This is a genomic window from Arthrobacter sp. MOO21 (assembly GCF_057369995.2).
Genome location: NZ_CM170671.2, coordinates 3,901,459 through 3,927,374, shown reverse-complemented (window position 1 = coordinate 3,927,374; position 25,916 = coordinate 3,901,459). Strand labels below are relative to the sequence as shown.

At 66.9% G+C, this 25,916-nt stretch carries 23 protein-coding genes; 11 read left to right on the top strand and 12 right to left on the bottom strand.

What is annotated here, in order from left to right:
• Window position 1: 1 nt before the first annotated feature.
• On the bottom strand, window positions 2-2,119 hold the full coding sequence (gene tkt / locus AC2JAJ_RS18300) for a transketolase (RefSeq protein ID WP_221385634.1): 2,118 nt from the start codon (window positions 2,117-2,119) through the stop codon (window positions 2-4).
• 510 nt (window positions 2,120-2,629) lie between these two features.
• On the opposite strand from tkt, the gene AC2JAJ_RS18295 reads away from it, so the two are divergent.
• Window positions 2,630-3,586 (top strand): heme o synthase, encoded by a 957-nt coding sequence (locus tag AC2JAJ_RS18295; protein WP_486414947.1) that lies wholly within the window; start codon window positions 2,630-2,632, stop codon window positions 3,584-3,586.
• 184 nt (window positions 3,587-3,770) lie between these two features.
• Entirely contained in the window at window positions 3,771-6,041 is a 2,271-nt protein-coding gene (locus AC2JAJ_RS18290; RefSeq protein ID WP_486414948.1) for a SulP family inorganic anion transporter, read from the top strand.
• A gap of 95 nt (window positions 6,042-6,136) precedes the next feature.
• Here AC2JAJ_RS18290 and AC2JAJ_RS18285 read toward each other — a convergent pair whose 3' ends face one another.
• Genes AC2JAJ_RS18285 through AC2JAJ_RS18275 form a run of 3 tightly spaced genes read right to left on the bottom strand, consistent with a single transcriptional unit; the run spans window position 6,137 to window position 8,821 of the window.
• Entirely contained in the window at window positions 6,137-7,081 is a 945-nt protein-coding gene (locus AC2JAJ_RS18285) for a COX15/CtaA family protein (RefSeq protein WP_486414949.1), read from the bottom strand.
• Window positions 7,082-7,088: 7 nt separating this feature from the next.
• The gene (locus AC2JAJ_RS18280) at window positions 7,089-7,856 is read right to left on the bottom strand and encodes an ABC transporter permease (RefSeq protein ID WP_486414950.1); all 768 of its coding nucleotides are present in this window, start codon (window positions 7,854-7,856) and stop codon (window positions 7,089-7,091) included.
• Window positions 7,853-8,821, bottom strand: a complete 969-nt coding sequence (locus tag AC2JAJ_RS18275) for an ABC transporter ATP-binding protein (RefSeq protein WP_486414951.1) — start codon at window positions 8,819-8,821, stop codon at window positions 7,853-7,855. Before AC2JAJ_RS18275 ends, AC2JAJ_RS18280 begins: the two co-directional genes overlap by 4 nt.
• Before the next feature lie 144 nt (window positions 8,822-8,965).
• Between AC2JAJ_RS18275 and AC2JAJ_RS18270 the strand changes: the two genes are divergently transcribed.
• Genes AC2JAJ_RS18270 through AC2JAJ_RS18245 form a run of 6 tightly spaced genes read left to right on the top strand, consistent with a single transcriptional unit; the run spans window position 8,966 to window position 14,032 of the window.
• The gene (locus tag AC2JAJ_RS18270; protein WP_260323507.1) at window positions 8,966-9,772 is read left to right on the top strand and encodes a helix-turn-helix transcriptional regulator; all 807 of its coding nucleotides are present in this window, start codon (window positions 8,966-8,968) and stop codon (window positions 9,770-9,772) included.
• Window positions 9,772-11,235 (top strand): Fe-S cluster assembly protein SufB, encoded by a 1,464-nt coding sequence (sufB, locus tag AC2JAJ_RS18265; RefSeq protein ID WP_043454764.1) that lies wholly within the window; start codon window positions 9,772-9,774, stop codon window positions 11,233-11,235. The genes AC2JAJ_RS18270 and sufB overlap by 1 nt, the downstream gene beginning before the upstream one ends.
• Window positions 11,235-12,476, top strand: a complete 1,242-nt coding sequence (sufD, locus tag AC2JAJ_RS18260) for a Fe-S cluster assembly protein SufD (RefSeq protein WP_486414952.1) — start codon at window positions 11,235-11,237, stop codon at window positions 12,474-12,476. Before sufB ends, sufD begins: the two co-directional genes overlap by 1 nt.
• A gap of 17 nt (window positions 12,477-12,493) precedes the next feature.
• Window positions 12,494-12,850, top strand: a complete 357-nt coding sequence (locus tag AC2JAJ_RS18255; RefSeq protein ID WP_221385626.1) for a non-heme iron oxygenase ferredoxin subunit — start codon at window positions 12,494-12,496, stop codon at window positions 12,848-12,850.
• Window positions 12,851-12,892: 42 nt separating this feature from the next.
• Entirely contained in the window at window positions 12,893-13,687 is a 795-nt protein-coding gene (gene sufC / locus AC2JAJ_RS18250; RefSeq protein ID WP_486414953.1) for a Fe-S cluster assembly ATPase SufC, read from the top strand.
• A 12-nt stretch (window positions 13,688-13,699) separates the two neighbouring features.
• A complete protein-coding gene (locus AC2JAJ_RS18245; RefSeq protein ID WP_009357674.1) occupies window positions 13,700-14,032 on the top strand; it encodes a metal-sulfur cluster assembly factor in 333 nt (110 codons plus the stop codon).
• A 123-nt stretch (window positions 14,033-14,155) separates the two neighbouring features.
• On the opposite strand, the gene AC2JAJ_RS18240 is transcribed toward AC2JAJ_RS18245, so the two are convergent.
• Entirely contained in the window at window positions 14,156-15,358 is a 1,203-nt protein-coding gene (locus tag AC2JAJ_RS18240; protein ID WP_473695644.1) for an IS30-like element ISAcl1 family transposase, read from the bottom strand.
• A 95-nt stretch (window positions 15,359-15,453) separates the two neighbouring features.
• Complete coding sequence (ypfJ, locus tag AC2JAJ_RS18235; RefSeq protein WP_486414954.1) at window positions 15,454-16,335, bottom strand: KPN_02809 family neutral zinc metallopeptidase; 882 nt, start codon at window positions 16,333-16,335, stop codon at window positions 15,454-15,456.
• 58 nt (window positions 16,336-16,393) lie between these two features.
• Between ypfJ and AC2JAJ_RS18230 the strand changes: the two genes are divergently transcribed.
• Window positions 16,394-17,797 carry a class I adenylate-forming enzyme family protein gene (locus AC2JAJ_RS18230; protein WP_486414955.1) on the top strand — a complete coding sequence of 468 codons (1,404 nt, stop codon included), beginning with the start codon at window positions 16,394-16,396 and terminating at the stop codon, window positions 17,795-17,797.
• Window positions 17,787-18,974: a thiolase family protein gene (locus AC2JAJ_RS18225; RefSeq protein ID WP_486414956.1), complete on the top strand. Its 1,188-nt coding sequence runs from the start codon at window positions 17,787-17,789 to the stop codon at window positions 18,972-18,974. The genes AC2JAJ_RS18230 and AC2JAJ_RS18225 overlap by 11 nt, the downstream gene beginning before the upstream one ends.
• A gap of 27 nt (window positions 18,975-19,001) precedes the next feature.
• On the opposite strand, the gene AC2JAJ_RS18220 is transcribed toward AC2JAJ_RS18225, so the two are convergent.
• From AC2JAJ_RS18220 to AC2JAJ_RS18200, 5 genes are all read right to left on the bottom strand, one after another.
• The gene (locus tag AC2JAJ_RS18220; RefSeq protein ID WP_486414957.1) at window positions 19,002-19,625 is read right to left on the bottom strand and encodes an energy-coupling factor transporter transmembrane component T family protein; all 624 of its coding nucleotides are present in this window, start codon (window positions 19,623-19,625) and stop codon (window positions 19,002-19,004) included.
• Window positions 19,622-20,383: an energy-coupling factor ABC transporter ATP-binding protein gene (locus tag AC2JAJ_RS18215; RefSeq protein WP_486414958.1), complete on the bottom strand. Its 762-nt coding sequence runs from the start codon at window positions 20,381-20,383 to the stop codon at window positions 19,622-19,624. The genes AC2JAJ_RS18220 and AC2JAJ_RS18215 overlap by 4 nt, the downstream gene beginning before the upstream one ends.
• Window positions 20,384-20,393: 10 nt before the next feature.
• On the bottom strand, window positions 20,394-21,038 hold the full coding sequence (locus AC2JAJ_RS18210; RefSeq protein ID WP_486414959.1) for a biotin transporter BioY: 645 nt from the start codon (window positions 21,036-21,038) through the stop codon (window positions 20,394-20,396).
• A 174-nt stretch (window positions 21,039-21,212) separates the two neighbouring features.
• Window positions 21,213-22,028 carry a hypothetical protein gene (locus AC2JAJ_RS18205; RefSeq protein WP_486414960.1) on the bottom strand — a complete coding sequence of 272 codons (816 nt, stop codon included), beginning with the start codon at window positions 22,026-22,028 and terminating at the stop codon, window positions 21,213-21,215.
• A gap of 19 nt (window positions 22,029-22,047) precedes the next feature.
• Window positions 22,048-23,112, bottom strand: a complete 1,065-nt coding sequence (locus AC2JAJ_RS18200; RefSeq protein ID WP_486414961.1) for a spore photoproduct lyase family protein — start codon at window positions 23,110-23,112, stop codon at window positions 22,048-22,050.
• Between the two features lie 194 nt (window positions 23,113-23,306).
• Here AC2JAJ_RS18200 and abc-f point away from each other — a divergent pair, with 194 nt between their 5' ends.
• Window positions 23,307-24,905: a ribosomal protection-like ABC-F family protein gene (gene abc-f / locus AC2JAJ_RS18195; RefSeq protein WP_221385091.1), complete on the top strand. Its 1,599-nt coding sequence runs from the start codon at window positions 23,307-23,309 to the stop codon at window positions 24,903-24,905.
• Here the strand turns inward: abc-f and AC2JAJ_RS18190 are convergent.
• Window positions 24,902-25,870, bottom strand: coding sequence for an IS481 family transposase (locus AC2JAJ_RS18190; protein WP_486414920.1), 969 nt, complete (start codon window positions 25,868-25,870; stop codon window positions 24,902-24,904). The genes abc-f and AC2JAJ_RS18190 overlap by 4 nt on opposite strands.
• Window positions 25,871-25,916 lie beyond the last annotated feature (46 nt).

Genomic DNA, 25,916 nt, shown 5'->3' with positions numbered 1-25,916 from the left:
TTCAGGCCTGGAGGGCGGAGAGGGAGTCCTTGGCAGCGGCGGCCACTGCTTCTGCGGTGATGCCGAACTCCTGGAACAGGCGCTTGTAGTCGGCGGAAGCGCCGTAGTGCTCGAGACTGATGGAACGGCCGGCGTCACCGACGAATTCCTGCCAGCCCAGGGCCAGTCCTGCTTCCACCGAGACACGGGCCTTGACGGCAGCGGGCAGGACAGATTCGCGGTACGCGGCGTCCTGCTTCTTGAACCACTCAACGCAGGGCATGGACACGACGCGGGCTGCGATGCCTTCGGCCTGGAGGGCTTCGCGGGCCTTCACGGCGAGCTGGACCTCGGAGCCGGTGGCGATCAGGATGACGTCGGCCGGGACGGTGGCGCCGTCCTTGGAAGCCTCCGCCAGGACGTAGCCGCCCCTGGCAACACCCGCGGTGGAACCGAACGTGTCGCCGTCGGCGTCGCCCGTGCCGCGTTCCCAGGTGGGGATGTTCTGGCGGGTCAGGACGATGCCTGCGGGGTTGGCGTGGTTTTCCAGCATGGTCTTCCAGGCCGCTGCCACTTCGTTGGCGTCGCCGGGGCGGACGACGTCCAGGCCGACGATGGCGCGCAGCGAGGCGAGCTGTTCCACCGGCTGGTGGGTGGGACCGTCTTCGCCGAGGCCGATGGAGTCGTGCGTCCAGACATACAGCGACGGGACACCCATCAGGGCGCCGAGGCGGATGGCGGGGCGCTGGTAGTCGGAGAAGATCAGGAACGTGCCCGAGAACGCGCGGGTGTTGCCCGCCAGGCTGATGCCGTTCACGATCGAGGCTGCGGCGTGTTCGCGGATGCCGAAGTGCAGCACCCGGCCGTACGGGTTGCCGGACCAGGCGCCGGTCTGCTTGGAGGCCGGAACGAACGACGGCGAGCCTTCGATGGTGGTGTTGTTGGACTCGGCGAGGTCCGCTGAGCCGCCCCAGAGTTCGGGCAGGACCGGGCCCAGGGCATTCAGGACCTTGCCCGATGCGGCACGGGTGGAGACATCCTTGCCGGCTTCGAAGACCGGTAGGGCAGCGTCGATGCCTTCGGGCAGTTCCTGCGCCTCGATGCGCTGCAGCAGGGCCGCGCCTTCGGGGTTGGCTTCCTGCCAGGCGTTGAAGGACTCTTCCCATTCCTTGCGGGCGGCCGCGCCGCGGTCCACCACCTGGCGGGCGTGGTCCAGGACTTCCTGGTCCACCTCGAAGGACTTGGCGGGGTCGAAGCCCAGCACGTCCTTCAGCGCTGCGACTTCCTCGGCGCCGAGGGCGGAACCGTGGATCTTGCCGGTGTTCTGCTTCTTCGGTGCCGGGTAGCCGATGATGGTCCGCAGCGAGATGATGGACGGCTTGGAGGTCTCTGCCTTTGCCGCGAGCAGAGCGCTGTAGAGCTCCTGCACGTCTTCCTTGTATTCGCCAGTCTTGGTCCAGTCCACCCGCTGGGTGTGCCAGCCGTAGGCTTCGTAACGCTTGAGGACATCCTCGGTGAACGCGATGTCGGTGTCGTCTTCGATGGAGATGTGGTTCTCGTCGTAGATGACCACGAGGTTGCCGAGCTCCTGGTGGCCTGCCAGCGAGGAAGCCTCGGCAGTGACGCCTTCCTGGAGGTCGCCGTCGGACGCAATGACCCAGACAGTGTGGTCGAAGGGCGACTCGCCGGCGGGGGCATCGGCGTCGAACAGGCCGCGCTGGCGGCGCTGGGAGTAGGCGAAGCCCACGGAGGAGGCCAGGCCCTGGCCCAGCGGGCCGGTGGTGATCTCCACGCCTGCGGTGTGCTTGTATTCCGGGTGGCCCGGGGTCAATGAACCCCAGGTGCGAAGCGCCTCCAGGTCCTTGAGTTCCAGCCCGTAGCCGTTGAGGAACAGCTGGATGTAAAGCGTCAGCGACGTGTGGCCCGGGGACAGGATGAAGCGGTCGCGGCCCAGCCACTGCGGATCGCGGGGATCATGGCGCATCAGCTTCTGGAACAGCAGGTACGCAGCCGGAGCAAGGCTCATCGCCGTACCCGGGTGGCCATTGCCCACCTTCTCCACGGCATCCGCAGCCAGCACGCGGATGGTATCCACCGCCTTCTGGTCCAAGCTGGTCCATGACAGTTCTTGCTCTTCCAAATGTGGCACGAAAACCGGGCCCCTCTCTGTGCTGATCGCGCCGGTACACCTGGTTCGGCTGCAGGCGCGCTGTATGGCGCCCGTCGCGGGTGTACCCAGTCGCCATCGAAACGTGGATCCTTGACTCAGCCACCGCGTGCTTCGGAATGCGTTTTCCGCTACTTCCTTCATGCGGGCTGACCTGCTGCCAGCTTAGCCGTTATCCATACTTCGGGCGGCGCAAATCTCACGTTTTGGACGCAATTTCCCCTTTTGTGAATCACCCTGACGGCAGCTTGAGTTAATCTGCTCGAATCGGCATGCGAGCGATCAATTGCGCATATGGACAGGCCGGAAGGCCCGTGGCGGCGCGGTATGATATTTGAGGCCAACACCGGGTGTGCCACTACTGCCGTCCGGAGTTACCAGGCTCTCGCACGGTCCACCGGATCTGATCCTTCCGCGGCGTGCCCGGGCTGCGGGCCGCAAGACCGGAGCTGCACTGCCAGCCGCAACTGCCACACAGAACGGGTGACTGCCACCGTGAGCACAACAGATACGCCGCTGAACGCATCCCGGGCCACCGGCGCCGGGTTTGCCCGCAAGGCCAAGGCGTATCTCGCCCTCACCAAGCCGCGCGTCATTGAACTGCTCCTTGTCAGCACGCTGCCCACCATGATCTACGCGGAGCGCGGCTTTCCCTCGATCGGGCTCATCCTGGCCACGCTGGTGGGCGGCGCCTTCGCCGCCGGCAGTGCCGGTGCCTTCAACTGCTACATCGACCGGGACATCGACAAGCTGATGCACCGTACCGAGAACCGGCCGCTGGTCACCGGCGAAGTCACCCCCCGCGAAGCGCTGGTGTTCTCGTGGCTCCTGGGTGCTGCGGCCATTGTGATCCTGTGGTTCGGGGCCAACCCGCTCTCGGCCTGGCTTGGACTGGGTGCCATCTTCTTCTACGTGGTGATCTACACCATGATCCTGAAGCGGCGCACCGCGCAGAACATCGTGTGGGGCGGTGCGGCAGGCTGCTTCCCGGTCCTGATTGCCTGGGCCGCAGTGACCAACTCGGTGGAGTGGCCCGCCATCATCCTCTTCATGGTGATCTTCCTGTGGACGCCGCCGCATTACTGGCCCTTGTCCATGCGCTATGGCGAGGACTACCGCAACGCGAAGGTTCCCATGCTCGGCGCCATTGCCGGCGCGAAGGTGGTTTCCGTCCAGGTTGTCCTCTATGCCTGGGCCATGGTGGCCTGCTCACTGCTCATGGTCCCGGCAGGCGGAGCGGGCTGGGTCTACACCGTGACCGCCGTGCTGGCCGGCGCCTGGTTCCTCTACGAGTCACACGCCCTGTACGCACGCGCGCAGCGCGAGGACATCCCTGACAAGCGGGCCATGAAGGTCTTCCACGGGTCCATCAGCTACCTGACCCTGCTGTTCATCGCCCTGGCCGTCGATCCGTTCGTCGGACCCGCCTTGGTGGGCTAGGAACAGCAGCCCCCTCACTGCAACGAACCGGAAGCGGCCCCATCTCATGGGGCCGCTTCCGCTTTAACGGCCAGGACCGTCACAGCGCCTATGACATTTTTGTCACATCCGTCACTTTTCGTGTCACTGGGCGTGACTACCTGCTTACGGTGGAGCGGACCCTATCCTCAAACGAAGGAGAATCATGGAAGCCCGACCCTCCACCATTCCTGCTCCCAGCCACAGCCCGCCGGGAGGAAAGGACGGCCGCAGCCGCTTCACGCGTTTCCGTGCGCCGTTCACCCACCTTGGCGCAGATGTGCCGGCGTCCCTGGTGGTCTTCCTCGTCGCCCTGCCACTCTCGCTGGGCATCGCCGCCGCCTCCGGCGCCCCCATCATGGCCGGTCTTATCGCAGCCGCCGTCGGCGGAATCGTCGCCGGCAGCCTCGGCGGGTCACCGCTGCAGGTGAGTGGTCCGGCGGCCGGCCTGACAGTGGTGGTTGCCGGACTGGTCCAGGAATTTGGCTGGCAGGTGACATGCGCGATCACGGCCGCTGCCGGCGTCGTGCAACTCCTGCTGGGGATCAGCCGCGTAGGCCGGGCGGCCCTGGCCGTCTCTCCGGTGGTCGTCAAAGCCATGCTGGCCGGTATTGGAATCACCATCATCCTGCAGCAACTCCAGGTGCTCCTGGGGTCCCGGCCCGCCGGCTCCGCCTTTGAGAACCTCGTTGCCCTGCCCGCCGCCATCACCAACCTCGAACTGCACGCAGCCCTGCTGGGGCTGGCGGTGGTTGCGATCCTGCTCTGCTGGAGATTCCTGCCCGCGGTGGTCCGGCGTGTCCCCGGCCCACTCGCCGCCGTTGCCGCCGGCACCGCCCTGTCGGTGGCCTTCGCGCCCGGCGTCGAACGCATCGCCCTGGACGGCTCGATCTTTGATGCGGTTGCCTTGCCGGAACTCCCCGATGGGAACTGGCGTGCCTTCGCCTTCGCCGTCCTGACGATGGCCCTCATCGCCAGCATCGAGTCCCTGCTGTCCGCCGTGGCGGTGGACAAGATGCAGACCGGACCCCGCACCAACCTCAACCGCGAGCTCATTGGCCAGGGCGCAGCAAACATGGTTTCCGGCTCGCTTGGCGGACTGCCCATCACGGGCGTGATCGTCCGCAGCGCCACCAACGTCGAAGCGGGCGCTGCCACCCGGACCTCCGCCGTACTGCACGGCGTCTGGGTCCTGGCCTTCTCGGCCCTCTTCGCCGGACTGATCCAGCTGATCCCGCTGGCCGTCCTGGCCGGGCTGCTCATCGTGATCGGTGCCCGCCTCATCAAGGTGGCCGACATCCGCACGAGCCTGCGCACCGGCGACCTTCCCATCTATGCGGCAACGCTCGTCTGCGTGGTCTTCCTGAACCTGCTCGAAGGCGTCATGATCGGCCTCGCCCTGGCAGCGGCCAGCGTGCTTTGGCGGATGCTGCGGACTGCCATCCATGCCCACCCGCCTGCCCCGCCGTCGTCGTCGTGGCGGGTCACCATAGCCGGCTCATGCAGCTTCTTTGCGCTTCCGCGGCTGAATGGCGTCCTGCACTCCATACCCGCCGGCGCTGGAGTCGTTGTCGAACTAAACGCGGACTACGTGGACCACGCCTTCCGCGAAGCCCTGCTCGCCTGGCAGCTCCAGCACCAGGCTGCAGGGGGTTCCGTCCACCTCGAAGAGCACGGAAACACCCTGTTCCAGGACGCGGCACACCAGGCGCCCCGGCGCGAGGAAGCGTCCGAGCTGCCACTTCCGCCCCGGCAGGAACCGCTCCTGCACGGCATTGACAAGTACCACCGCCGGTTCTCCGGCCAGGTCCGCCCCCTGGTGCAGGATCTCACCGACGCGCAGAACCCGGACACCCTGTTCGTTGCCTGTGTCGATTCCCGCGTCAACCCGAACCTGATCACCAGCAGCGGCCCCGGCGACCTGCTCACGCTGCGGAACATCGGCAACGTGGTCTGCAATGACCACCGGGACAGCTCAATCGACTCGGCGCTGTCCTTCGCGGTCAACGGCCTGGACGTGGAGACAGTGGTCATCTGCGGGCACTCGAACTGCGGTGCCATGAAGGCAGTGCTTGGCGAAGCGTCCGGGGAGGACATCGGCACCCTCGGTTCGGGTTTCAATGCCTGGCTTAACCATGCGCGGCCCAGCCACCTGGAGTTGCTGGCAGGCCATCCCATTGGCAGGCAGGCAGCTGCCGCCGGTTACAGCACAGTGGACCAGCTGGCGATGGTCAACGTTGCGGTGCAGCTGGGTAAGCTGCGCAGCCATCCCGTGACAGGACCGGCGCTGTCGGCTGGACGGCTGCAGGCCATGGGCCTGTTCTACGACATTGCCACCGCCCGCGTCCTGCAGATCACTGCCGACGGCATAGGCAACCTCGACCCGGCGGTGACCGCGGGACAGAAGGACCATGACGGCGCGCTGAACCGCGGCTAGGCCGGACGGTCCATTCGCGACAGGCAAAGGCGCCCCGGTTCCAAACGGTACCGGGGCGCCTTTTCCAGCTGCCCGGAGGCCTGCGGGGGGCTGGACTAGTGCACGGGGCTGGAACGGGCGATGTCCCAGGCATTTGTTGAGGCGGCCATGAGCAGCGCGGCGCCCAGCATGTGAGCCGCCACCAGGAGTGCGGGAATGCCGTTGTAGTACTGGGTGAAGCCGATGACAGCCTGGAGCACGGTGACCCCGAGGAGTCCCAGGACCGCGGTCCGGAACGGCCCGGCAATGCGGCGCCTGAATACGACCACCAGCGCCACCAGCGTCCCCGCCGTCACCAGGTAGGCCGGCACGGCGTGGATGTGGGAAAACAGGTCCCAGTCCAGGTTGTTGCGCGGAGCGTCGGCGTCGCCGGCGTGCGGGCCAGCCCCCGTCACCACAACCCCCAGCATCACGGCTGCGGCGGAGAAAAGCGCGACGGCGGCCGTCACCGGACGCAGCAGCCCCGGCAATGCCTGGTACCGGAAGGACATGAAGCGGCCGGTCCGGCCGAAGGCCCGGTTGACCAGCAGGGTGGCGAAGACCACCAGGGCCATGGAGACCAGGAAGTGCAGGCCCACCACCCAGGGGTTGAGGTTGGTCAGCACGGTGACGCCGCCGATCACGGCCTGGGCCGGGATGCTGGCCAGCAGTCCCAGTGCCAGCAGGAACAGGTCCTTGCGTTCCTTCCTCAGGTTCCACAGGTACACCAGCATCAGGGCAGCCACCGCGGCCAGCGCGAACGTCAGCAGCCGGTTCCCGAACTCGATGAAGCCGTGGATGCCCATCTCCGGCGTGTTGACCAGCGAGTCGGAGGTGCAGCGTGGCCAGGTGGGGCAGCCCAGTCCGGATGCGGTCAGGCGCACCGCGCCTCCGGTGACCACCAGCAGGGTCTGGCCGATCAGGGAGGCGACGGCGAGGCGGCGGACGCGCGCGTCCACGGTACGCGGCAGCCGTGACGCCAGTCGGCCTGCCAGCTGGGGGAGGCGTGAAGCCGTGCTCACAATGATCTCAATTCCACTTGAACCAACGGATGGCTGCTGCCCCGGCGATAACGGTCCAGAGCAGCAGGATGAGGGCGGCGCCGCCGTTCAGGGCGCCACCAAGGAAGGCCGCACGCATGGACTCGCCCAGTGCGCCGGAGGGCAGGAAGTGCACCACGGCCTGGGCTGCGGCGGGCAGCCTTTCGGCGGGAATGACGATGCCGCCCATGGCCCCAAGCAGGATCCACAGCAGGTTGGTGATGGCCAGGGTGGCTTCCGGGCGTACTGTCCCGGCCACCAGCAGGCCGAGGGCAGTGAAAGCTGCGGCTCCGAGAGCCAGGAGGGCCAGGCCGGGGAGCCAGCCTGCGGCCACCGGCTTCCAGCCCAGTGCCAAGGCGACAGCGCCTACCACCACTACCTGCAGGCAGAGGACGGCCAGGACGGAAAGCACCTTGCCGGCGATGAGGCCGCCGCGGCCCAGGGGAGTGGTGGACAGGAACCTCAGGACCCCGTACCGCCGGTCGAAGCCGGTGGCGATGCCCTGGCCGGTGAAGGCCGTGGACATGGCGCACAGGGCAAGGATGCCCGGAACGGCAACGTTGATCCGGCTGGAGCCCATCCCGTCCAGGAAGGGAGTCACCGTCAGCCCGACAAGCGCCAGCAGGGGCAGCACGACGGCGAGGATCAGCTGCTCGCCGTTGCGGAGCATCGTCAAAGCCTCGTACTTGCCCTGCAACAGGACACGCCGCAGCAGGGACGCGGGCTGCTGGGTTTGCTGCGTTGCCGCCGGGCTCATCGGATGTCCTTTCCCGAAATATCCAAAAAGACGTCTTCAAGGCTACGCGCCTGGAGGCTCATTGATGCCGGCATGATGCCCTGCTGGTCCCACCATTGGGCCAGGGCGGAAAGGTGGCCGGGCGTCAGGGTCCCGGTCACCGTGTAACTGCCGGCGCGGGGTTCGGAGACATCCACGCCGTCCGGCAGCACCCGGGAAAGGTCCAGCCCCGGCGGGGCCTCGAAGACCAGGGTCCGCACGTGTTCCGCGCCTTGGTCTGCGCCGGGATTGCGCTGCAGGAGCTCCTGGACGGTTCCTTCGGCGACGTTCCGGCCGCCGTCGATGATGTAGACGTAGTCCGCGAGGCGCTGCGCGTCGTCCATCAGGTGGGTGGTGAGGATGATTCCCATGCCGCTACCGCGGAGTTCGGCGATCAGGTCGAACACGAGCTGCCGCGACTGCGGGTCGAGGCCCGCGCTTGGCTCGTCCAGGAAGAGCACTTCCGGCCGGCCGATCAGGGCCGCCGCAAGCGCCAGGCGCTGCTTCTGCCCGCCGGAAAGGCGGCGGACGCCTGTCCTGCTGAAGGCATCGATGCCGAGCCTGCCCACCAGGTCCTCCACGGGCCAGGGCCGCGCGTAGAGTCCGGCGAGGTGCCGCAGCAAAGGAAGGGGACGGGCCGACGGCGGGAGCCCGCCGTCCTGCAGCATCACACCTACCCTGGCGCGCAGGTCCGCCCCTGCCGTGGCCGGGTCCTGGCCCAGCAGGGAGATGGTGCCGCCGCTGCGCTTCTGCAGTCCCTGCGCGCATTCCAAGGTGGTGGTCTTCCCCGCACCGTTGGCGCCCAGCAGGGCTGTAACCTGCCCCCGCTCGGCAACGAGTGAAACGCCACTCACCACCCGGAGCATTTTGCCGTCCAGGCTGGAGAGGGGGCCAACGTCCTTGATGAGCCCATGGATGGACAAGACAGGGGATTGGGGGGATCGCACCACAGTATTCTACGGGATGTAGTATTCACCGCCGCCTGCGGGGGAGTGGAGCCGCGGCCTGGTCATAATTGGTGCGCACCCAAGGTCAGCCTGCCCTTACTGGAGTGCGGGAGTAAATTACGACATGATTGTGTTGTGTATTCCATGACCCACGCTACAGCTGCGCCCGTCGCCGGGCCCGGTCCCGCGGGATCCAGCCCAGTGGCTGACGCCGATGAGCGGACCCGTGACCGCGTCCTTTCGGCGGTCCTGGAACACGGCCCCGTCAGCGCGGCCGAACTCGGCGACATGCTGGGATTCACCCCGGCTGCCGTGCGCCGTCACCTGGACCACCTCTCCCGCGCGGGCGTGATCGAGGTGAAGCGGATCGCCAGGCCCGGCGCCGGAGCAGGCCGTCCCGCCCGCCGCTACGTCCTCAGCTCCCAGGGCCAGTCCAGCCTGGGCAACGACTACCTGGACATCGCCGCCCTGGCACTCCAGCAACTGCAGAAGGTCGCCGGTCCTGACGCCGTCCGCGCCTTCGCCGTCGAGCGCTTCGCCGACATGGAAAAGCGCTACGCACCGGAAATCGAAAAAGCCGGGCCCGATGTCCGCGACCGCGCAGCCGCCTTGTCGGCGGCCTTGAGCCGGGACAACTTCGTTGCCTCCACGGCTTCCATCGAAGCCAAGGCGCCGCTGCCGGCGGCGCTTTCCAGCGTCCAGCTGTGCCAGGGCCATTGCCCCATCCAACAGCTCGCGGCCCGCTTCCCCGTCTTCTGCGACGTCGAAACCGAAGTCTTTTCAAGGCTGGTGGGAGTGGACGTCCGGCGTCTTTCCACCCTGGCCCGCGGCGGACACGTGTGCACCACCCACATACCTACAGGCAGGCTGTCTGCAAAACCGGCCACCGCGCCGGCCGCAGCCCCCGCCCGCCTGGACGAAGTAATCAACCATCAGCAAGAAAGGCCGTGATGACGGACCAACTATCAGAGAAAGCAGTAGCCGAAAACACTGTGATCTCGGAGATTCTGGAAAAGAATCCCGAGCTCCACGGCATCGGCAACTACGAGTACGGCTGGGCCGACAAGAACGACGTCGGCGCCAATGCACGGCGTGGTCTCGATGAAGAGGTAGTCCGGGACATTTCGGCCAAGAAGAGCGAACCCGAGTGGATGCTCGACCTCCGCCTGAAGGGCCTGAAGTACTTCGACCGCAAGCCCATGCCCACCTGGGGTGCTGACCTCTCCGGCATCGACTTCGACAACATCAAGTACTTTGTCCGCTCCACCGAGAAGCAGGCCGCCACGTGGGAAGACCTGCCCGAGGACATCCGCAACACGTACGAGAAGCTCGGCATCCCGGAAGCTGAGCGCAGCCGCCTGGTCTCCGGCGTGGCCGCCCAGTACGAGTCCGAGGTGGTCTACCACCAGATCCGCGAGGACCTCGAAGCCCAGGGCGTCATCTTCCTGGACACCGACACCGCGCTGAAGGAACACCCGGAGATCTTCCAGGAATACTTCGGCACCGTGATCCCGGTGGGCGACAACAAGTTCGCTTCGCTGAACACCGCAGTGTGGTCCGGCGGTTCCTTCGTGTACGTGCCCAAGGGCGTCCACGTGGACATCCCGCTGCAGGCCTACTTCCGCATCAACACGGAAAACATGGGCCAGTTCGAGCGCACCCTGATCATCGCCGACGAGGACTCCTACGTCCACTACATCGAAGGCTGCACCGCGCCGATCTACACCTCGGACTCGCTGCACTCCGCCGTCGTCGAGATCATCGTGAAGAAGGGCGCCCGCGTCCGCTACACCACCATCCAGAACTGGTCCAACAACGTCTACAACCTGGTGACCAAGCGCGCCGTCTGCGAAGCCGGCGCCACCATGGAATGGGTTGACGGCAACATCGGCTCCAAGGTCACCATGAAGTACCCGGCCGTCTACCTGGTGGGTGAGCACGCCAAGGGCGAGACCCTGTCCATCGCCTTCGCCGGCGAGGGACAGCACCAGGACACGGGCTCCAAGATGGTGCACATCGCACCGAACACCAAGAGCTCCATCATCTCCAAGTCCGTTGCCCGCGGCGGCGGCCGTGCCGCCTACCGCGGCCTGGTCCAGGTCCGGGAAGGCGCCAAGCACTCGGCCAACACCGTGCGTTGCGACGCCCTCCTGGTGGACACCATTTCCCGCTCGGACACATACCCGTACATCGACATCCGCGAGGACGATGTCCAGCTGGGACACGAGGCCACCGTTTCCCGCGTCAGCGAGGAGCAGCTCTTCTACCTCATGTCCCGCGGCATGCCCGAGGACGAGGCCATGGCCATGATCGTGCGCGGCTTCATCGAGCCGATCGCCCGTGAACTGCCCATGGAATACGCCCTTGAGCTGAACCGCCTCATCGAACTCCAGATGGAAGGATCCGTCGGTTAATGACTGCCGAAGCAACCACCGAAAAGGCGCGCATCGGCGCACCGTCGATCGCCGGCTTCACCGAGGAGGGCGAACACCTGGTCGCCTCCAAGGTTGACCGCCACCACAGCCACGGCACGCAGGTCATGGCCTCCCGCGCCGAACGCCTCACCAGCCACGACGTGGCCGACTTCGCCGTGCCCAACGGCCGGGAAGAGGAATGGCGCTTCACCCCGGTGCGGGAACTGTCCAACCTGCTGTCCGACGCTCCGTCGGAAGACGGTGTCCTGGACGTTTCCGTCGAGGCGCCCGCCGCCGTCGTGCAGCGGATCCTCGGCGCAGGCGAGGCCCCCCGTGGTGCCACCCTGGTCCCCGCCGACCGTGCCGCCGTCGTCGCCTCCGCCAACGCCCGTGGCGCCCAGCTGATCTCCATCCCGGAGAACGCTGAACTGGACGCTCCGGTGCGCGTAGTCCTGACCGGCAACGGCGCGGGCCGCCGCAGCAACTCCCACGTGGTCATCGAAGCCGGGGCCAACAGCCGCGGCGTGGTGATCCTGGAGCACGGCGGTACCGCCGACCACAACGGCAACGTTGAGGTCCTGGTCCGCCAGGGCGCCCAGTTGACCGTGGTTTCGGTGCAGCTGTGGGAAGACGACGCAAAGCACCTGGCCCAGCACGACGCCGAGGTTGCCAAGGACGCCGTGTACAAGCACATCGCCGTAACCCTTGGCGGCAAGATCGTCCGCCTGAACTCCAACGTCCGGTTCGCCGGTGAAGGCGCCGAAGCCGAGCTCCTGGGCCTCTACTTCGCCGACGCCGGCCAGCACCTGGAGCACCGCTCCTTCGTGGACCACAACGTCCCCAACTGCAAGTCCAACGTCCTGTACAAGGGCGCGCTGCAGGGCAAGGGTGCACACACGGTCTGGGTGGGCGACGTGCTGATCCAGAAGCAGGCGGAAGGCACCGACTCGTACGAGAAGAACCAGAACCTGGTCCTCACCGACGGCTGCCGCGCGGACTCCGTGCCCAACCTCGAAATCGAGACCGGCCTGATCGAGGGCGCCGGCCACGCCAGCGCCACCGGCCGCTTCGATGACGAGCACCTGTTCTACCTGATGGCCCGCGGCATCCCCGAGGATGTTGCCCGCCGCCTGGTGGTCCGCGGCTTCCTCAACGAGGTCATCCAGCAGATCAAGGTCCCGGCCCTCGAAGAGCGCCTGACCGAGGCTGTGGAACGCGAACTCGCGGCGACGGACAACTAAGGGACAGGCAGGAACGCATGAGCGGGACACCCAAGGGCGAGCTGGTCTGTAGTGCCAGTGACATTAAGGTCAAGCAGGCGCTGCGCATCCTGGTCGACGGCTACCCGGTGGCTGTGGTCCGGGATTCGATGGGCGAGATCCATGCAATCGGCGACACCTGCTCGCACGCGGACATTTCGCTGTCCGAAGGCGACGTTGAAGGCTGCGCCATCGAGTGCTGGGGCCACGGCTCCCAGTTCGACCTGCGCAGCGGCCAGCCGCTGCAGTTGCCCGCCTACGATCCCGTTCCGGTGTTCGCCGTCGAGCTCGATGGCGACGACGTCTACGTGGACGTCACCAACGTTTTGAACGGCGCGGCAGTAGACAACTACTGATTGCCGACAGCACCAGACTTACGAGCTAAAAGAAAGAAGAGCATGTCAACTCTTGAGATCAAGGACCTGCACGTCAGCATTGAGACGGAACAGGGCACCAAGGAGATCCTGAAGGGCGTCAGCCTGACCATCCGCACCGGTGAAACCCACGCGATCATGGGCCCCAACGGTTCGGGCAAGTCCACCCTGGCCTCCACCATCGCAGGCCACCCCCGGTACACCGTCACCAGCGGCACCATCACCCTGGACGGCGAAGACGTCCTGGCGATGAGCGTTGACGAGCGCGCCCGCGCCGGCGTCTTCCTGGCCATGCAGTACCCGGTTGAGGTTCCCGGCGTCACCATGACCAACTTCCTGCGCACCGCCAAGACTGCCATCGACGGAGAAGCACCCAAGCTGCGGACCTGGACCAAGGACGTCAAGGATGCCATGGAGAAGCTGCGCATCGACGCCGACTTCGCCCAGCGCAACGTCAACGAAGGCTTCTCGGGCGGCGAAAAGAAGCGCGTGGAGATCCTCCAGCTGGAGCTCTTCAAGCCCAAGTTCGCGGTGCTGGACGAGACCGACTCCGGCCTGGACGTCGACGCGCTCAAGATCGTCTCCGAGGGCGTCAACCGTGCCCACGCCGAAGGAAACATGGGCACGCTGCTCATCACGCACTACACGCGCATCCTGCGCTACATCAAGCCTGACTTCGTCCACGTGTTCGTGGACGGCCAGGTTGTTGAAGAGGGCGGTCCCGAACTCGCCGACCGCCTTGAGGAAGAGGGCTACGACCGCTACGCCAAGGGCGCCGGCGCTGCCAGCATCGCGGCTGCGGCCGCAGCACAGGCCTAGTAAGGACTTGCCATGACCGAAATCACGCCGGGCCGCACGGCCCTGGAGGACGTCGAAGAGGCGCTCAAGGACGTCATCGATCCTGAGCTTGGCGTCAACGTTGTGGACCTCGGGCTGCTTTACGGCCTGAAGTACTCCGACGACGACGGTGCGCTGCTGATCGACATGACGCTCACCACCGCCGCCTGCCCGCTCACCGACGTGCTCGAGGAGCAGGTGGGCAAGGCCCTGGACGGCGTCGTGGACGACTGGCGCCTGAACTGGGTATGGATGCCGCCGTGGGGTCCGGAACGGATCACGGACGACGGCAAGGACCAGATGCGGGCCCTCGGGTTCAATATCTGAACACGAAGTACGACGACGGCCGGTGGCCTTTCCCAGGAAAGGTCACCGGCCGTCGTCGTTGGTTTATCGATTGCTGCGTAGCTGCCGTTATGACCTTGGAAAGTCAAGTGGTGGTTGCAACGGTTAGGCTGCTGCGGCGAGGAGGAGTTCGTTGAATTTCTGCTTGGGGGTTGCGAGGCCGAGGGTGGGGCGTGGCCGGTTGTTGAGGCTGTCCTGAACCCGTTTGAGGTCCTTTGCCGTGTGGACGGACAGGTCCGTGCTTTTTGCGAACCAGTGCCGTAGGAGTCTGTTGGTGTTCTCGTTGGTACCTCGTTGCCAGGGCGAGTGGGGGTCGCAGAAGTAGACGTCCGCGTCGATCGCTATCTGGATTTGGGCGTAGCGGGCCATCTCGATGCCGCGGTCGTAGGTCAGGGTTTTGCGCAGGTCCGCCGGCAGTTCCGCAAACGCGGTGATCATGGCTCTGGCGACCTCGTCTGCGCTGTGGCCGTTGGGCAGGTGCAGCAGCATGGTGTACCGGGTCGAGCGTTCAACACAGGTTCCGATCGCTGAGTTGCTGGCGACCGAACCAAGGATCAAGTCGCATTCCCAGTGTCCGGGTACGGCCCGGTCCGCGGCTTCGGCCGGGCGTTCGGAGATTTTCAGCGCGTCCTTGAACGGGCTGTTGTTCCGGCCCCGGCCGCGTCCGTCGCTGACCCGTTTGGCCCGGCCGGTGCTCAACTGCCGGTACAGGTCTTGGCGGACATGTCCACGGCCCTGGACGTAAATGGCCTGATAGATCGTCTCGTGGCTGATCTGCATCCTCTCATCGTCCGGGAAAGCACGGGCCAGAACCAGCGAGCACAGCTGCGGGGACCAGCCCTCGTCCATGGCGGACTCCACGAACCGGGCCAGCGGCTTATGGGCGAGTTTATGCTCCTTGGGCCGGCGGGCATTCTGCCCGGCCTTCAACTGCGCGACGTCGGACTGGTATGTGCCGTCCTCGCAGCAGTTCCGCCTGGCCTCGCGCCAGATCACCGATCGGTCCCGGCCCAGTTCCCTGCCGATCGCCGCGTAGGACCAGCCATCGCGCAGGCGGACCATGATCACCGCCCGTTCCGACAGGCTCAACCTGCCCGAGCCAGGGGCGCCGTCCGGAAACGGCGCCCCTACCGGTCCTCCACGTTTGCCTCTCGACATCTCCACAGGGCCCATCCTCCGGACCCAATGTCGCACCGTAGAGGACCACAGGCCCGACACGCGGCACGCCTCACTGATCGAGGCCCCTTGCCGCAAAAGCGCAAAGAACCCGTCCCTGACCGCATCCCCAAAAACGTACCCCGCCGGCATCGCAACACCCCTTCAACGGTTTCGTTGCAACGACCATATGAATCCGCCCCTCTCAAAACGGCAGCTACTCAGCAATCGATGGGATGAACTGGGGGTTAGAGGGTGGCGGCGGAGAACGTGTCGCACTGTTTGATGTCGCCGGTCTGGTAGCCCTGCAGGAACCAGCGCTGGCGTTCCTCGCTGGAACCGTGCGTCCAGCCTTCGGGGGAGACCCTGCCCGTCGCCGCCTTCTGGATCCGGTCATCGCCCACGGACGCTGCCGCCGAGAGGGCATCGCTCACGTCCTGCTGCGTCAGGGGCTCCAGATACGGCTGCCCGGTGTTCGGGTCCGCCGTCGTGGAAGCGTACTTGGCCCACAGGCCCGCATAGCAGTCGGCCTGCAGCTCGGTACGCACGGAGCCCGACTCCGGCCCTTGCGGGTCCTGCTGCGCCCGGTTCAGGTCGCCCAGCAGGTTCTGGACGTGGTGTCCGAATTCGTGGGCCACCACGTATTCCTGGGCCAGCGGGCCGCCCGAGGAACCGAACCGGTCCACGAGTTCCTGGAAGAAGCCCGGATCGAAGTAGGCGGTAGTGTCCGTAGGGCAGTAGAACGGACCCACGTCGGAGGTCGCGGCCCCGCACCCGGTGTTCGTGCCGCCACTGAAGATCACCGCTTCCGGCCGCGGGTACTGAACGTTGTACTGCTTCAGGTAAGCGGGCCAGAACGCGTTGAGGCTGTTGACCGTGCCGGTGATGCGGCAGTCCAGGCGGGCATCGGCGTCCGCGCCGGTACTGCACGCAGGCGCCGTGCCCTGGGACTGTCCACTGCCGCCGCCCTCGGTGAGTCCGCCGAGCATATTGGGGTTGATGCCCAGCAGGAGCGCAACGAGCAGCACCAGGCCGCCGCCGATCCCGCCGCCAACCTTAACTCCCCGGCCCATGCCGCGCCGGTCCTGGACTTGTGACGGATCCAGCTGCACGTTGTCATTGAAACTCATGAAGTCACAATACCCGCGAGCCCGCCGCTCAATCCGTGCCGGCCGGTAAAGTTGGTGCGTGCCTTTCCTGAACAGAATCCAGCGCTGGGCGGAAGAGCGGCCGCACGACACCGCCGTCGTGATTGCCGGCCGCCGCCTTGACTGGGCAACGCTGCGGGATGAAGCTGCAGCCATGGTGGCGGAGGCGAAGTCAGTCACTACCCTCTGCGAAGCCAACTCCGCACATTTCGCCACCGCCTTTGCAGCCGCGGTGGCCGGCGGCCGCCAGTGCGCCGTGCTGGACCCAGCGTGGCCGGCGGCCCTGCAGGAGGACATTGCGCGCCGGGTGGAGGCGTGCGCGGCCGCGGCCCCTGTATCCCCGGACGACTCCCTGGCCGACGGCCCACCGGAGGCCAGTTTCCTCATCGGCCTCACCTCCGGCACCACCTCCGTGCCCAAGGCGTTCACACGGTCCCGACAGTCCTGGCAGCAGTCCTTCGACGCCTCCATCGAGTTCTTCGGCCTCCGCCAGGACGACGTGACCCTTGCGCCGGGGCCGCTCGCGGCGAGCCTGAACCTTTATGCCCTCGCCGAATGCCTGTACGCCGGCTCCGAGTTCCAGGCACTCGAAACCTTCGACGTCGGCGACGTCCACGCCGCGATCACCCATGACCGGGTGACCCGGCTGGTCCTGGTTCCCACCATGCTGCGCATGCTCAGTGAACGGGGCATGACCGGATGCGTGGACGCGTCCGGCATCCGGACCATCATCTGCGCCGGATCCAAGCTCGACGCCCGCACTTTGGAGGCGGCGCGCAGGTGGGCGCCAAATGCCACGATCTACGAGTACTACGGTGCGTCCGAACTGAGCTTCGTCTCCGGCACGGGACTTGTGGCCGGACAGTTGGCCGCGGGCGGCACTGGAATCGGCAGGCCGTTCCCCGGCGTTGATGTCCGGATCCTCGACGACGGCGGGGCCGAGGTGCCGGAGGGTGCCTCCGGGAACATCTGCGTCCGCAGCGGCATGGTCAGCAACGGTTACCTGTGGGGCGACGACGGAGAGGCGCTGCGGTCCTTCGACGGCTGGTTCACGGTGGGGGACCAGGGCTACCTCGAGGCCGGCGAGCTGCACATCCTCGGCCGCCGCGCGGACATGATCCTCACCGCGGGCAGGAATGTCTACCCGCACGAGGTGGAGCTGGCGCTGGCCGCCGTTCCCGGTGTGGGCGCCGCGGTGGCCGCGGGGATGCCCGACGACCTGCGCGGCCAGCGGGTGGTGGCAGGCGTGGTCCCCTCGCAGGGTGGGATCACCGCCACCCAGCTGCGCGCGGGCCTGGAGAACATCCTGGCCCGGGACAAGCGGCCGCTGCAGTATTTCCTCCTCGCCGAACTGCCCATCACGGACCGCGGCAAGGTCAGCCGTAACCTGCTGCTGGACTGGATCGAGTCCCGTGACCCCAGGGTGCGCGTCCTTGCCGGCTGAGCTCCTGCCCCCTGAGCGCCAGCCGGTCATCATCGCGGCCCGGCGGACCCCGGTCTGCCGTACGAACGGGTGCCTGCGGAGTCTGCGGGCCCACGAACTCCTGGCGCCGGTCCTGCGCGAACTCGTCTCCGGCCTTGGGCTTGCCCCTGAATCCGTTGATGACGTGGTGATCGGCAATGCCGTGGGCGGCGGCGGGAACGTCGCCCGGCTGGCGCTGCTGGAGGCGGGGCTTCCGGTGGGCGTGCCCGGGCTCACCGTGGACCGGCAATGCGGTTCAGGCCTGGACGCCATCGTCCTCGCGGCCCGGCTGGTGGCCGCGGGCGGCAACCCGCTGTACCTGGCGGGCGGCGTGGAGAGCACCAGCACGGCGCCCCTGCGTGCCCACCGGAATGACGACGGCGGCCCGGAGTTCTACAGCCGCGCACAGTTCGTGCCGGAAAGCTACGGCGACCCGGACATGGGCGTGGCTGCGGAGACTGTGGCGCGGGAATACGGCATCGGCCGGGACCGGCAGGATGCGTTTGCCCTGGCGAGCCACCAAAAAGCCCTCGCTGCCGCCAAGGATGGCCTATTCGAGGCCGAACTGGTGCCCCTTGCAGTCGACGTGGGTACCGTGTCAGCGGATGACGGCCCGCGCCGCAGCCTGACGCCGGCCCTCATGGCCCGGTTCCCTGCCGCCTTCGTTCCCGGGGGAACTGTCACCGCCGGGAACTCCTGCTTTGACGCGGACGCCGCTTCCGCCGTCGTCGTCACCTCCCTGGCGCGGGCCCGGCAACTGGGGGCGGAGGACGCGCTGCTGGTGCGCGGCACCGGAACTGTGGGAGTTGCCCCCGGCGTCCTGGGCATCGGCGCTGCCGTGGCCGCGCGTGATGTGCTGGCCGCGGCGGGCGTGACGGCGGACCGGGTGGACCTGGTGGAATTCAACGAGGCCTTCGCATCTCAGACGCTGGCGTGCCTGGACCTGTTGGGAATCCAGTCCGCGCGGGCGAACCTTGACGGCGGGGCACTCGCGCTGGGCCACGCCTACGGCGCTTCCGGCGCCGTATTGGTGACGCGGCTGCTGGCGCAGGCGCGCAGGTCGGCTGCGCCGGGAACCCTCGCGCTGGCCATGATCAGCATGGCCGGCGGCATGGGAACCGCGGCATTGCTGGAGTACCGGCGGCTGCTGTCCCGCTGACGCTGTCCAGGTGACGCTTGCAGCGCCTCAGTCCTCCGCTTCGCCGAGCCCCCTGGCGGCGAGCGCTTCGCCCGTCTGGCGGGCAAACGCCACTGAGGTGATGAACACGGGAAGCACCAGCGCGCGAGGGTTGCGCTCCAGTCCCCGGGCCCGGGCGGAATCCCTGACATCCGAGAACGTGCCGGCGATGTAGGGGATGCTCCGCAGCATGATGCCGATGGTGAGTGCGAAGCGCTCGGGGTCCGCGCCCAGCCTCCTGAACGGTCCGGCCGCCTTGACCACACCGTCCAGCAGCCGCTGCACCGGGGTGGTGGCGGTGAGCAGCGAGGCGGCGACGATGCAGACAAGGATATTCAGGACGATCCGGGCGGCCGTGGGGGCGCCCAGCTGCCACCACTGGAACACGCCGATCACCAGCAGCACCGCGGCGAGGGGACGGACCGCACGCCAGAGCCGCTTCACACCGGCGCCGGTGAGCAGGAAGAGGCCGCAAAGGACAACCAGCATGGCAGCGGAGATCCGCCAGTCGACAATGATGAAGGATGCCAGGCCGCAGGCAAAGACAAGGAGGAACTTCAGTCCCAGCGGTGAGCGGTGGAGGACCGAATCGCCCGGCACGTAGTTGGCCAGGAGGAAGCCGTGCCCCCTCACCGGGGATCCTGCCCTGTAGCGTTCTGTGCCGGGGCGCCCTGTCCTGGAGCGCTGAGTCCCTCCAGGCACCAGGAACGGTAGGCCGCCACGGCATCCGCGGGATTGCCGTCGAATGCCACGCGGCCCTGTTCGATGACCAGCACCCGGTCCATGTCCATGGCGAGGTCCAGGTCGTGGGTGGACATGATGATCTGTTGGTCCAGGCCCGCCAAGGTACGGCGGAGCAGTTCCCGGTTGCGCAGGTCCAGCAGCGTGGACGGCTCATCCAGCACCAGGACTTTCGGGTCTACCGCCAGGACGGCGGCGAGCGCCATCAGCTGCCGCTCCCCGCCGGAGAGCTCGTAGATGCTCTGGTCGGCCAGGGGCAGCAGGCCAAGACGTTCGAGCGCCGCCCCGGCCTGCGCGCGCCGCTCGGCACCGTTGCGCACCGAACGCCGCAGCGAGAGCTCCACGTCTTCCCTGCCGGTGGGCATCACCAGCTGGGACAGGGGATCGGTGAAAACGAAGCCGACGTTCCGGCGGACCTTCCGCACGGCACGAACGGTGTCGTCGCCGTCGATAGTGACCGTGCCCGTGGTGGGCTGGATGAGTCCGTTGACCAGCCGCAGCAGGGTGGATTTTCCTGATCCGTTGGCTCCGATGACGCCCACCCGGGCTTCCTCCAGGCGCAGGTTGACCGCGTCGAGGAGGATTTTGGGCTGCGGCGAGTCGTCGCGTTCGACGGCGGCTGCCACCTGGTCAAAGATCACTGCGGGCATGGTGCCGGACCTAGGCCTTTGCGGCGGCGATGGCGGTGCGCCGCACGCGGCGGACGAGGACGTCGGGGAAGGCGCGGTGGAGCGCGACGGCGATGGCGGCGGCGAGGACGTTCTTGATGATGTCCCCCGGGTAGAAGACCAGGTCACTGATGAAGGCCTGGGCAAGCGTGGCTTTGGAGTTCAGGGCGATGCCGAGGATGCCCAGGGAGTGCACCACCACAATGCTGGTGGCCGTGGCGGACAGGAAGAACCACAGGGCGCGCGCCCTGGTGGTCCGCTTTATCACCACGGTGGCCAGCCAGCCGACGATTCCCGCGGCGATGGGGAAGGCGATGATGTACCCGGCGGAGGGCCCGGCGAGGATGCCAAAGCCGCTGCGGCCCTGGCTGAAGATGGGCAGGCCGGCGAGGCCGAGCAGGGTGTAAAGGCCCACGGCGGCGAACCCGCGGGCGGGCCCCAGCACCAGTCCGGTGAGCATCACGGCCAGGGTCTGGAAGGTGATGGGGACGCCGAACCCGTTCAGGGCCAGCCCCGGTACCAGGGCTGCGCCGGCCACCAGGGCGGCGAAGACGGCGATCAGCCCGAGGTCGGTGCCGTTCCAGCGTAGGCGCTCCAGGCGGGGACTGTTCTTGGTGGGGGTATCGGTGCTGCTCATGGCTGTCCTGTCGGGGTTGTACAAGCGGAATCTAATGTACTGCCGACGTTACCGGCGCGGGGCGGCCGCCATTTTGTAGGGGGCCTACTAAGACCGCCTGCCGGTGCTGAGGGCTGGACACAAATCCGGCCGCGGCGGCCGGGTTGCCCTCCGCGTGCAGGCACAGGAGGCTGCTCAGGCCGGGAGCGGCAGCACCAGCAGGTATCCGGCGGGGAGGTTGCTGCTCCACCGCCGGGGCTCGCGCACTACGAACTGGGTGGCCAGCTGCTCTGGGGTGAGCAGGCTGTTGGGCGGGGGCGAGGGTCCCCACTGCCCGCTGCCGTACGGATAGAGCGGGTCCTGGACGCGGACGCCGGTCACGGAGAATTCCTGGAAGTGCCGGGGATCGCCGATGGATTCGAACCCGCTCATCACCCAGGCGTGGCGCCCGCTCCACATGACCAGGCCCACCGGCCTGCCCGTATCGGTGATGGCGCGCGCCGCGGTGCGCAGGGCGGTGCCGTAGTCGGTGATGCTGACAACACCGTAGGGTCCCATCCCGGATTGGGTCAGGACCTCGGCCCAGCCATAGGGGTTGGCGCCGTTGAACGAGTCCGACGACCTTGCCCGGGCCATCTCCCACAGGTTGCCCTGCTGGGTGGGATCGGACCAGGTGGCGCCTCCCGTGGCGTCGATCAGGTTGTGCGCCATCTGGATGCTCGCCGCGACGCACCAGTCGAACGTGTACTGCGGCACGAAGTCGCCCTCCTGGTAGAGGTTGAGGGCGAAGGGCTGGGGAGCCGGAGGCGGCGTGGGCGCCGGAGGCGCTGGGGGCTCCGGATCGGCGGTGTGCACCGGAGCGGGTGTGGCCCCGGCGGCGGCCGGAGCAGGGGACGAAGGAGCCGGGGCGACGGTGGCTGCCTCATGGAGTCCTACGGCGGGTGTGCAGCCCGAAAGGAGGGCCGCCAGGATGACGGACCAGACCAGGAGGCGGGAACGGGCGCCAGTCATGATCTGGCCAGTTTAAGCCTCAGAACGCATAGCGGATACGGCAGTACGGCGCGATATTGCCGATCAGGTCGATGAGCTGCCTGACGTACCGCCCCTTGATGCCGGAACGGTAGCGGACGTTCGTGAAGCCGTTGGAGGACACCTTGGATTCCTGCAGGTCCGGGCGCCACAGCATGCGTTCGGCCTGGGGGTGCCAGCCCAGGTTGACCTCGTGCAGCTGCTCGTTATGCGTGAGGAAGATGATTTCAGCCGCCAACTGGGCCTTGGCGGCGGCCGAAAGCGTGGCATCGAGTTCCCGCAGCAGTTCCGCCCAGTCGCTGAGCCAGGTGTCCGTGACGATCACGGGGGAGAAGTTCACGTGCACCTCATACCCGGCGTCGACGAAGTCGTTGATGGCGGCCATGCGCTCGGACACCGGCGAGGTCCTGACGTCCACCGACTTCGCCAGCTGCGCGGGCATGAGGGAAAACCGGATCCTTGTGTGTCCGCCGTGGTCCCAGTCCAGCAGGGCGGGATTGACGAACTTGGTGGCGAACGACAGCTTTGCGGTGGGGATGTCGCGGAAAAGCGTCACGAGGTCCTCCACGTTCCGGCTGATCAGCGCGTCCACTGAGCAGTCGCTGTTTTCCCCGATGTCGTACACCCAGAGCTCGGGGTCGCACTGGTTGGGCTCAAGTTTCAAGCCCTGGCGCACGGCATGCCGCTCAACCGCCCCGCCGATCTGGTCGATGTTGGCGAACACCGTGACCGGGTTGCTGTAACCCTTGTGCCGGGGCACGTAGCAGTAGGCGCACGCCATGGCACACCCGTTCGCGCTCGAAGGGGCAATGAAGTCGGCGGAACGGCCGTTCGGCTTGACGGTCAGCGCTTTCTTGACGCCAAGGACCAGCGCTTCGGTCTTGATCCGGGACCAGCGGGGCACGTTCGTCTCGTCGCCGTGTACCTCCGGGATGTTCCAGTGGTTCTCGACCAGCACGACGTCGGCGCCCGGCCAGCGTTCGACGATCTCCCTGCCCCGGGGGAGCTCCAGGGCAGCCTGCTGCGCATAGATGCGCCGGATCTGCAGCAGGCGGTCGAAGTCCATGGGTTCCATTCTCGCTGGGCGCGGGCGGTGCCGGGGCAGTTTACGCCCTCAGCGTCCGGCCCGGCAGGCCCCCGTCGCTGGTCCATGCGGACCAACGGTAGACTTGGGTGGGCCGTTCTGCCGCCCATTGCCGCCCATGCCCCTGACGCCTCGGGGGTGGCGGACCACCCCCTTGCTGAAAGGCCTTACCTGCTGTGATTACTGTCCAGGATCTTGAACTGCGTGCCGGCGCCCGGCTCCTGATGGACCAGGTGAGCTTCCGCATCGACAAGGGAGACAAAATCGGGCTGGTGGGGCGCAACGGTGCCGGCAAGACCACCCTCACCCGGGTCCTTGCCGGCGAAGGCCTGCCTGCCGCCGGCAAGGTGATCCGCAGCGGCGAAATCGGCTACCTGCCCCAGGATCCCCGCACCCCTGACATGGAACAGCTCGCCCGGGACAGGATCCTGTCGGCACGCGGCCTCGATATCGTCGTCGGGAAGCTCCGGAAGGCGCACGACGAAATGGCCAGTGAGGATGCGGACGTCCAACGGAAGGCCATGGGCCGCTATGACCGGCTGGAATCCGAATTCCTCGCAGCCGGGGGCTATGCCGCCGAGGCCGAGGCTGCTTCGATCTGTTCCAACCTTGCCCTCCCGGACCGCTTGCTGAACCAGCCGCTCAAAACGCTCTCCGGTGGCCAGCGGCGCCGTGTTGAGCTGGCCCGCATCCTCTATTCGGATGCCGAGACAATGCTCCTGGATGAGCCCACCAACCACCTTGACGCCGATTCCATCGCCTGGCTGCGTGACTTCCTGAAGAACCACCAGGGCGGCCTGATCGTTATCAGCCACGACACCGACCTGCTGGAAGCCACGGTCAACAAGGTCTTCCTGCTCGACGCCAACCGCGCCCAGATCGATTTCTACAACATGGACTGGAAGCGCTACCTCATCCAGCGGGAGACCGACGAGCGTGCCCGGAAGCGGGAACGTGCCAACGCCGAAAAGAAGGCACAGGTCCTGATGGACCAGGCGAACAAGATGCGGGCCAAGGCCACCAAGGCTGTGGCCGCGCAAAACATGGCCAAGCGTGCCGAGCGCCTGCTCAGCGGCCTGGAGGCGGTCCGCGAACAGGACCGCGTGGCAGCGCTGCGGTTCCCGGACCCGGCGCCCTGCGGCAAGACCCCGCTCACCGCGGACGGGCTCAGCAAGTCCTACGGCTCCCTGGAGATCTTCACCGACGTGGACCTGGCCATCGACCGCGGTTCCAAGGTGGTCATCCTGGGACTCAACGGCGCCGGCAAGACCACGCTGCTGCGGATGCTCGCCGGAGTGGACACCCCGGACACCGGCGAAGTCATCCCCGGTCACGGGCTGAAGGTTGGCTACTACGCCCAGGAACACGAAACCCTGGACCACAACCGCACCGTGCTGGAGAACATGCGCTCCGCCGCCCCGGATATGAAGGACGCCGAAGTCCGAGGGATCCTCGGCTCATTCCTCTTCTCCGGGGACGACGTCGACAAGCCCGCCGGCGTGCTGTCCGGCGGTGAGAAGACCCGCCTGGCCCTCGCCACCATCGTGGCGTCCAGCGCGAACGTCCTCCTCCTCGACGAGCCCACCAACAACCTCGACCCCGCCAGCCGCGCGGAAATCCTGGGCGCGCTGCGCAACTACACCGGCGCCGTGGTCCTGGTCAGCCACGACGAAGGTGCGGTCGAAGCCCTCAACCCCGAACGCGTGGTGATGCTTCCTGACGGCGTCGAAGACCTCTGGAACGAGGACTACCTGGACCTCATCACCCTCGCCTAGCTGTATTGACCTGAGAGGTTGGTGACGCGGCTGGCCGGTGGCTGACCGTTGAGTGAGGTGTGGCCTCGATGATGATTGTAATGATGGAGCCAGTCGGCGAAAGCGGCAACACGCTCGGCCTCTGAGGCGTAGGGACGGGCGTAGGCCCATTCGTCGAGCATGGTGCGGTTGTAGCGCTCGACTTTGCCGTTTGTCTGAGGCCTGTAGGGTCGGGTGCGTTTGTGCTTGATGTCCGGGCCCAGAGCGTCTTTGAATGCGTAGGAGCGGTAGCAGGATCCGTTATCGGTCAGGACCCGTTTGACAGTGATCCCGTGGGACTCGAAGTAGGCATTGGCGCGTTCCCAGAATCCGGCCGCAGTGTCCTTTTTCTCATCGGTCAGGATCTCCGTGTAGGCGAGCCTGGAGTGATCATCGACGGCGTTGTGCAAGAAGGCGTGACCCGGTCTCCGGTTTGCCGCGGTACCGGTCTTGTTCCGGTTTCCGGCGGCCCTGCCGACACTGCGGTGTCCGCCGCCGTCAGGGATCCGTCCAAGTTTCTTGATGTCGACGTGGACCAGGTCCCCGGGGCTGTGGTGCTCGTACCGGCGAATCACCCGGCCCGTGGCCCGGTCCATCCACGCCAGCCTCGCCAGCCCAAACCGGGACAGCACCCGGTGCACCGTGGAGGGGTGAATGCCCAGCAGATAGCCGATCCGTGCCGGGCCCCAGCGCCGGTTGACCCTGATCGCGACGATCCGCCGCTCCCGCCGCGTGGAGGTCCGACGCGGGGAGTTGATGGGCCGGCTGGAACGATCACCCATCCCGTGCTCCCCGTGCTCCCGGTAACGGGCCGCCCACCGCGCTGCGGTCGTCACGGACACCTGGAACCGCTCAGCAGCACGGCGCAGCGGCCACCCGTCATCAACGATGCACCGGGCCAGCCGGAGCCGTCCCTTCGGCGTCAGAAGCGCGTTAGCATGGGACATTGAAGACCTCCTTGTGGACCGGACTCTTAGACAAGCCCCACTCCAC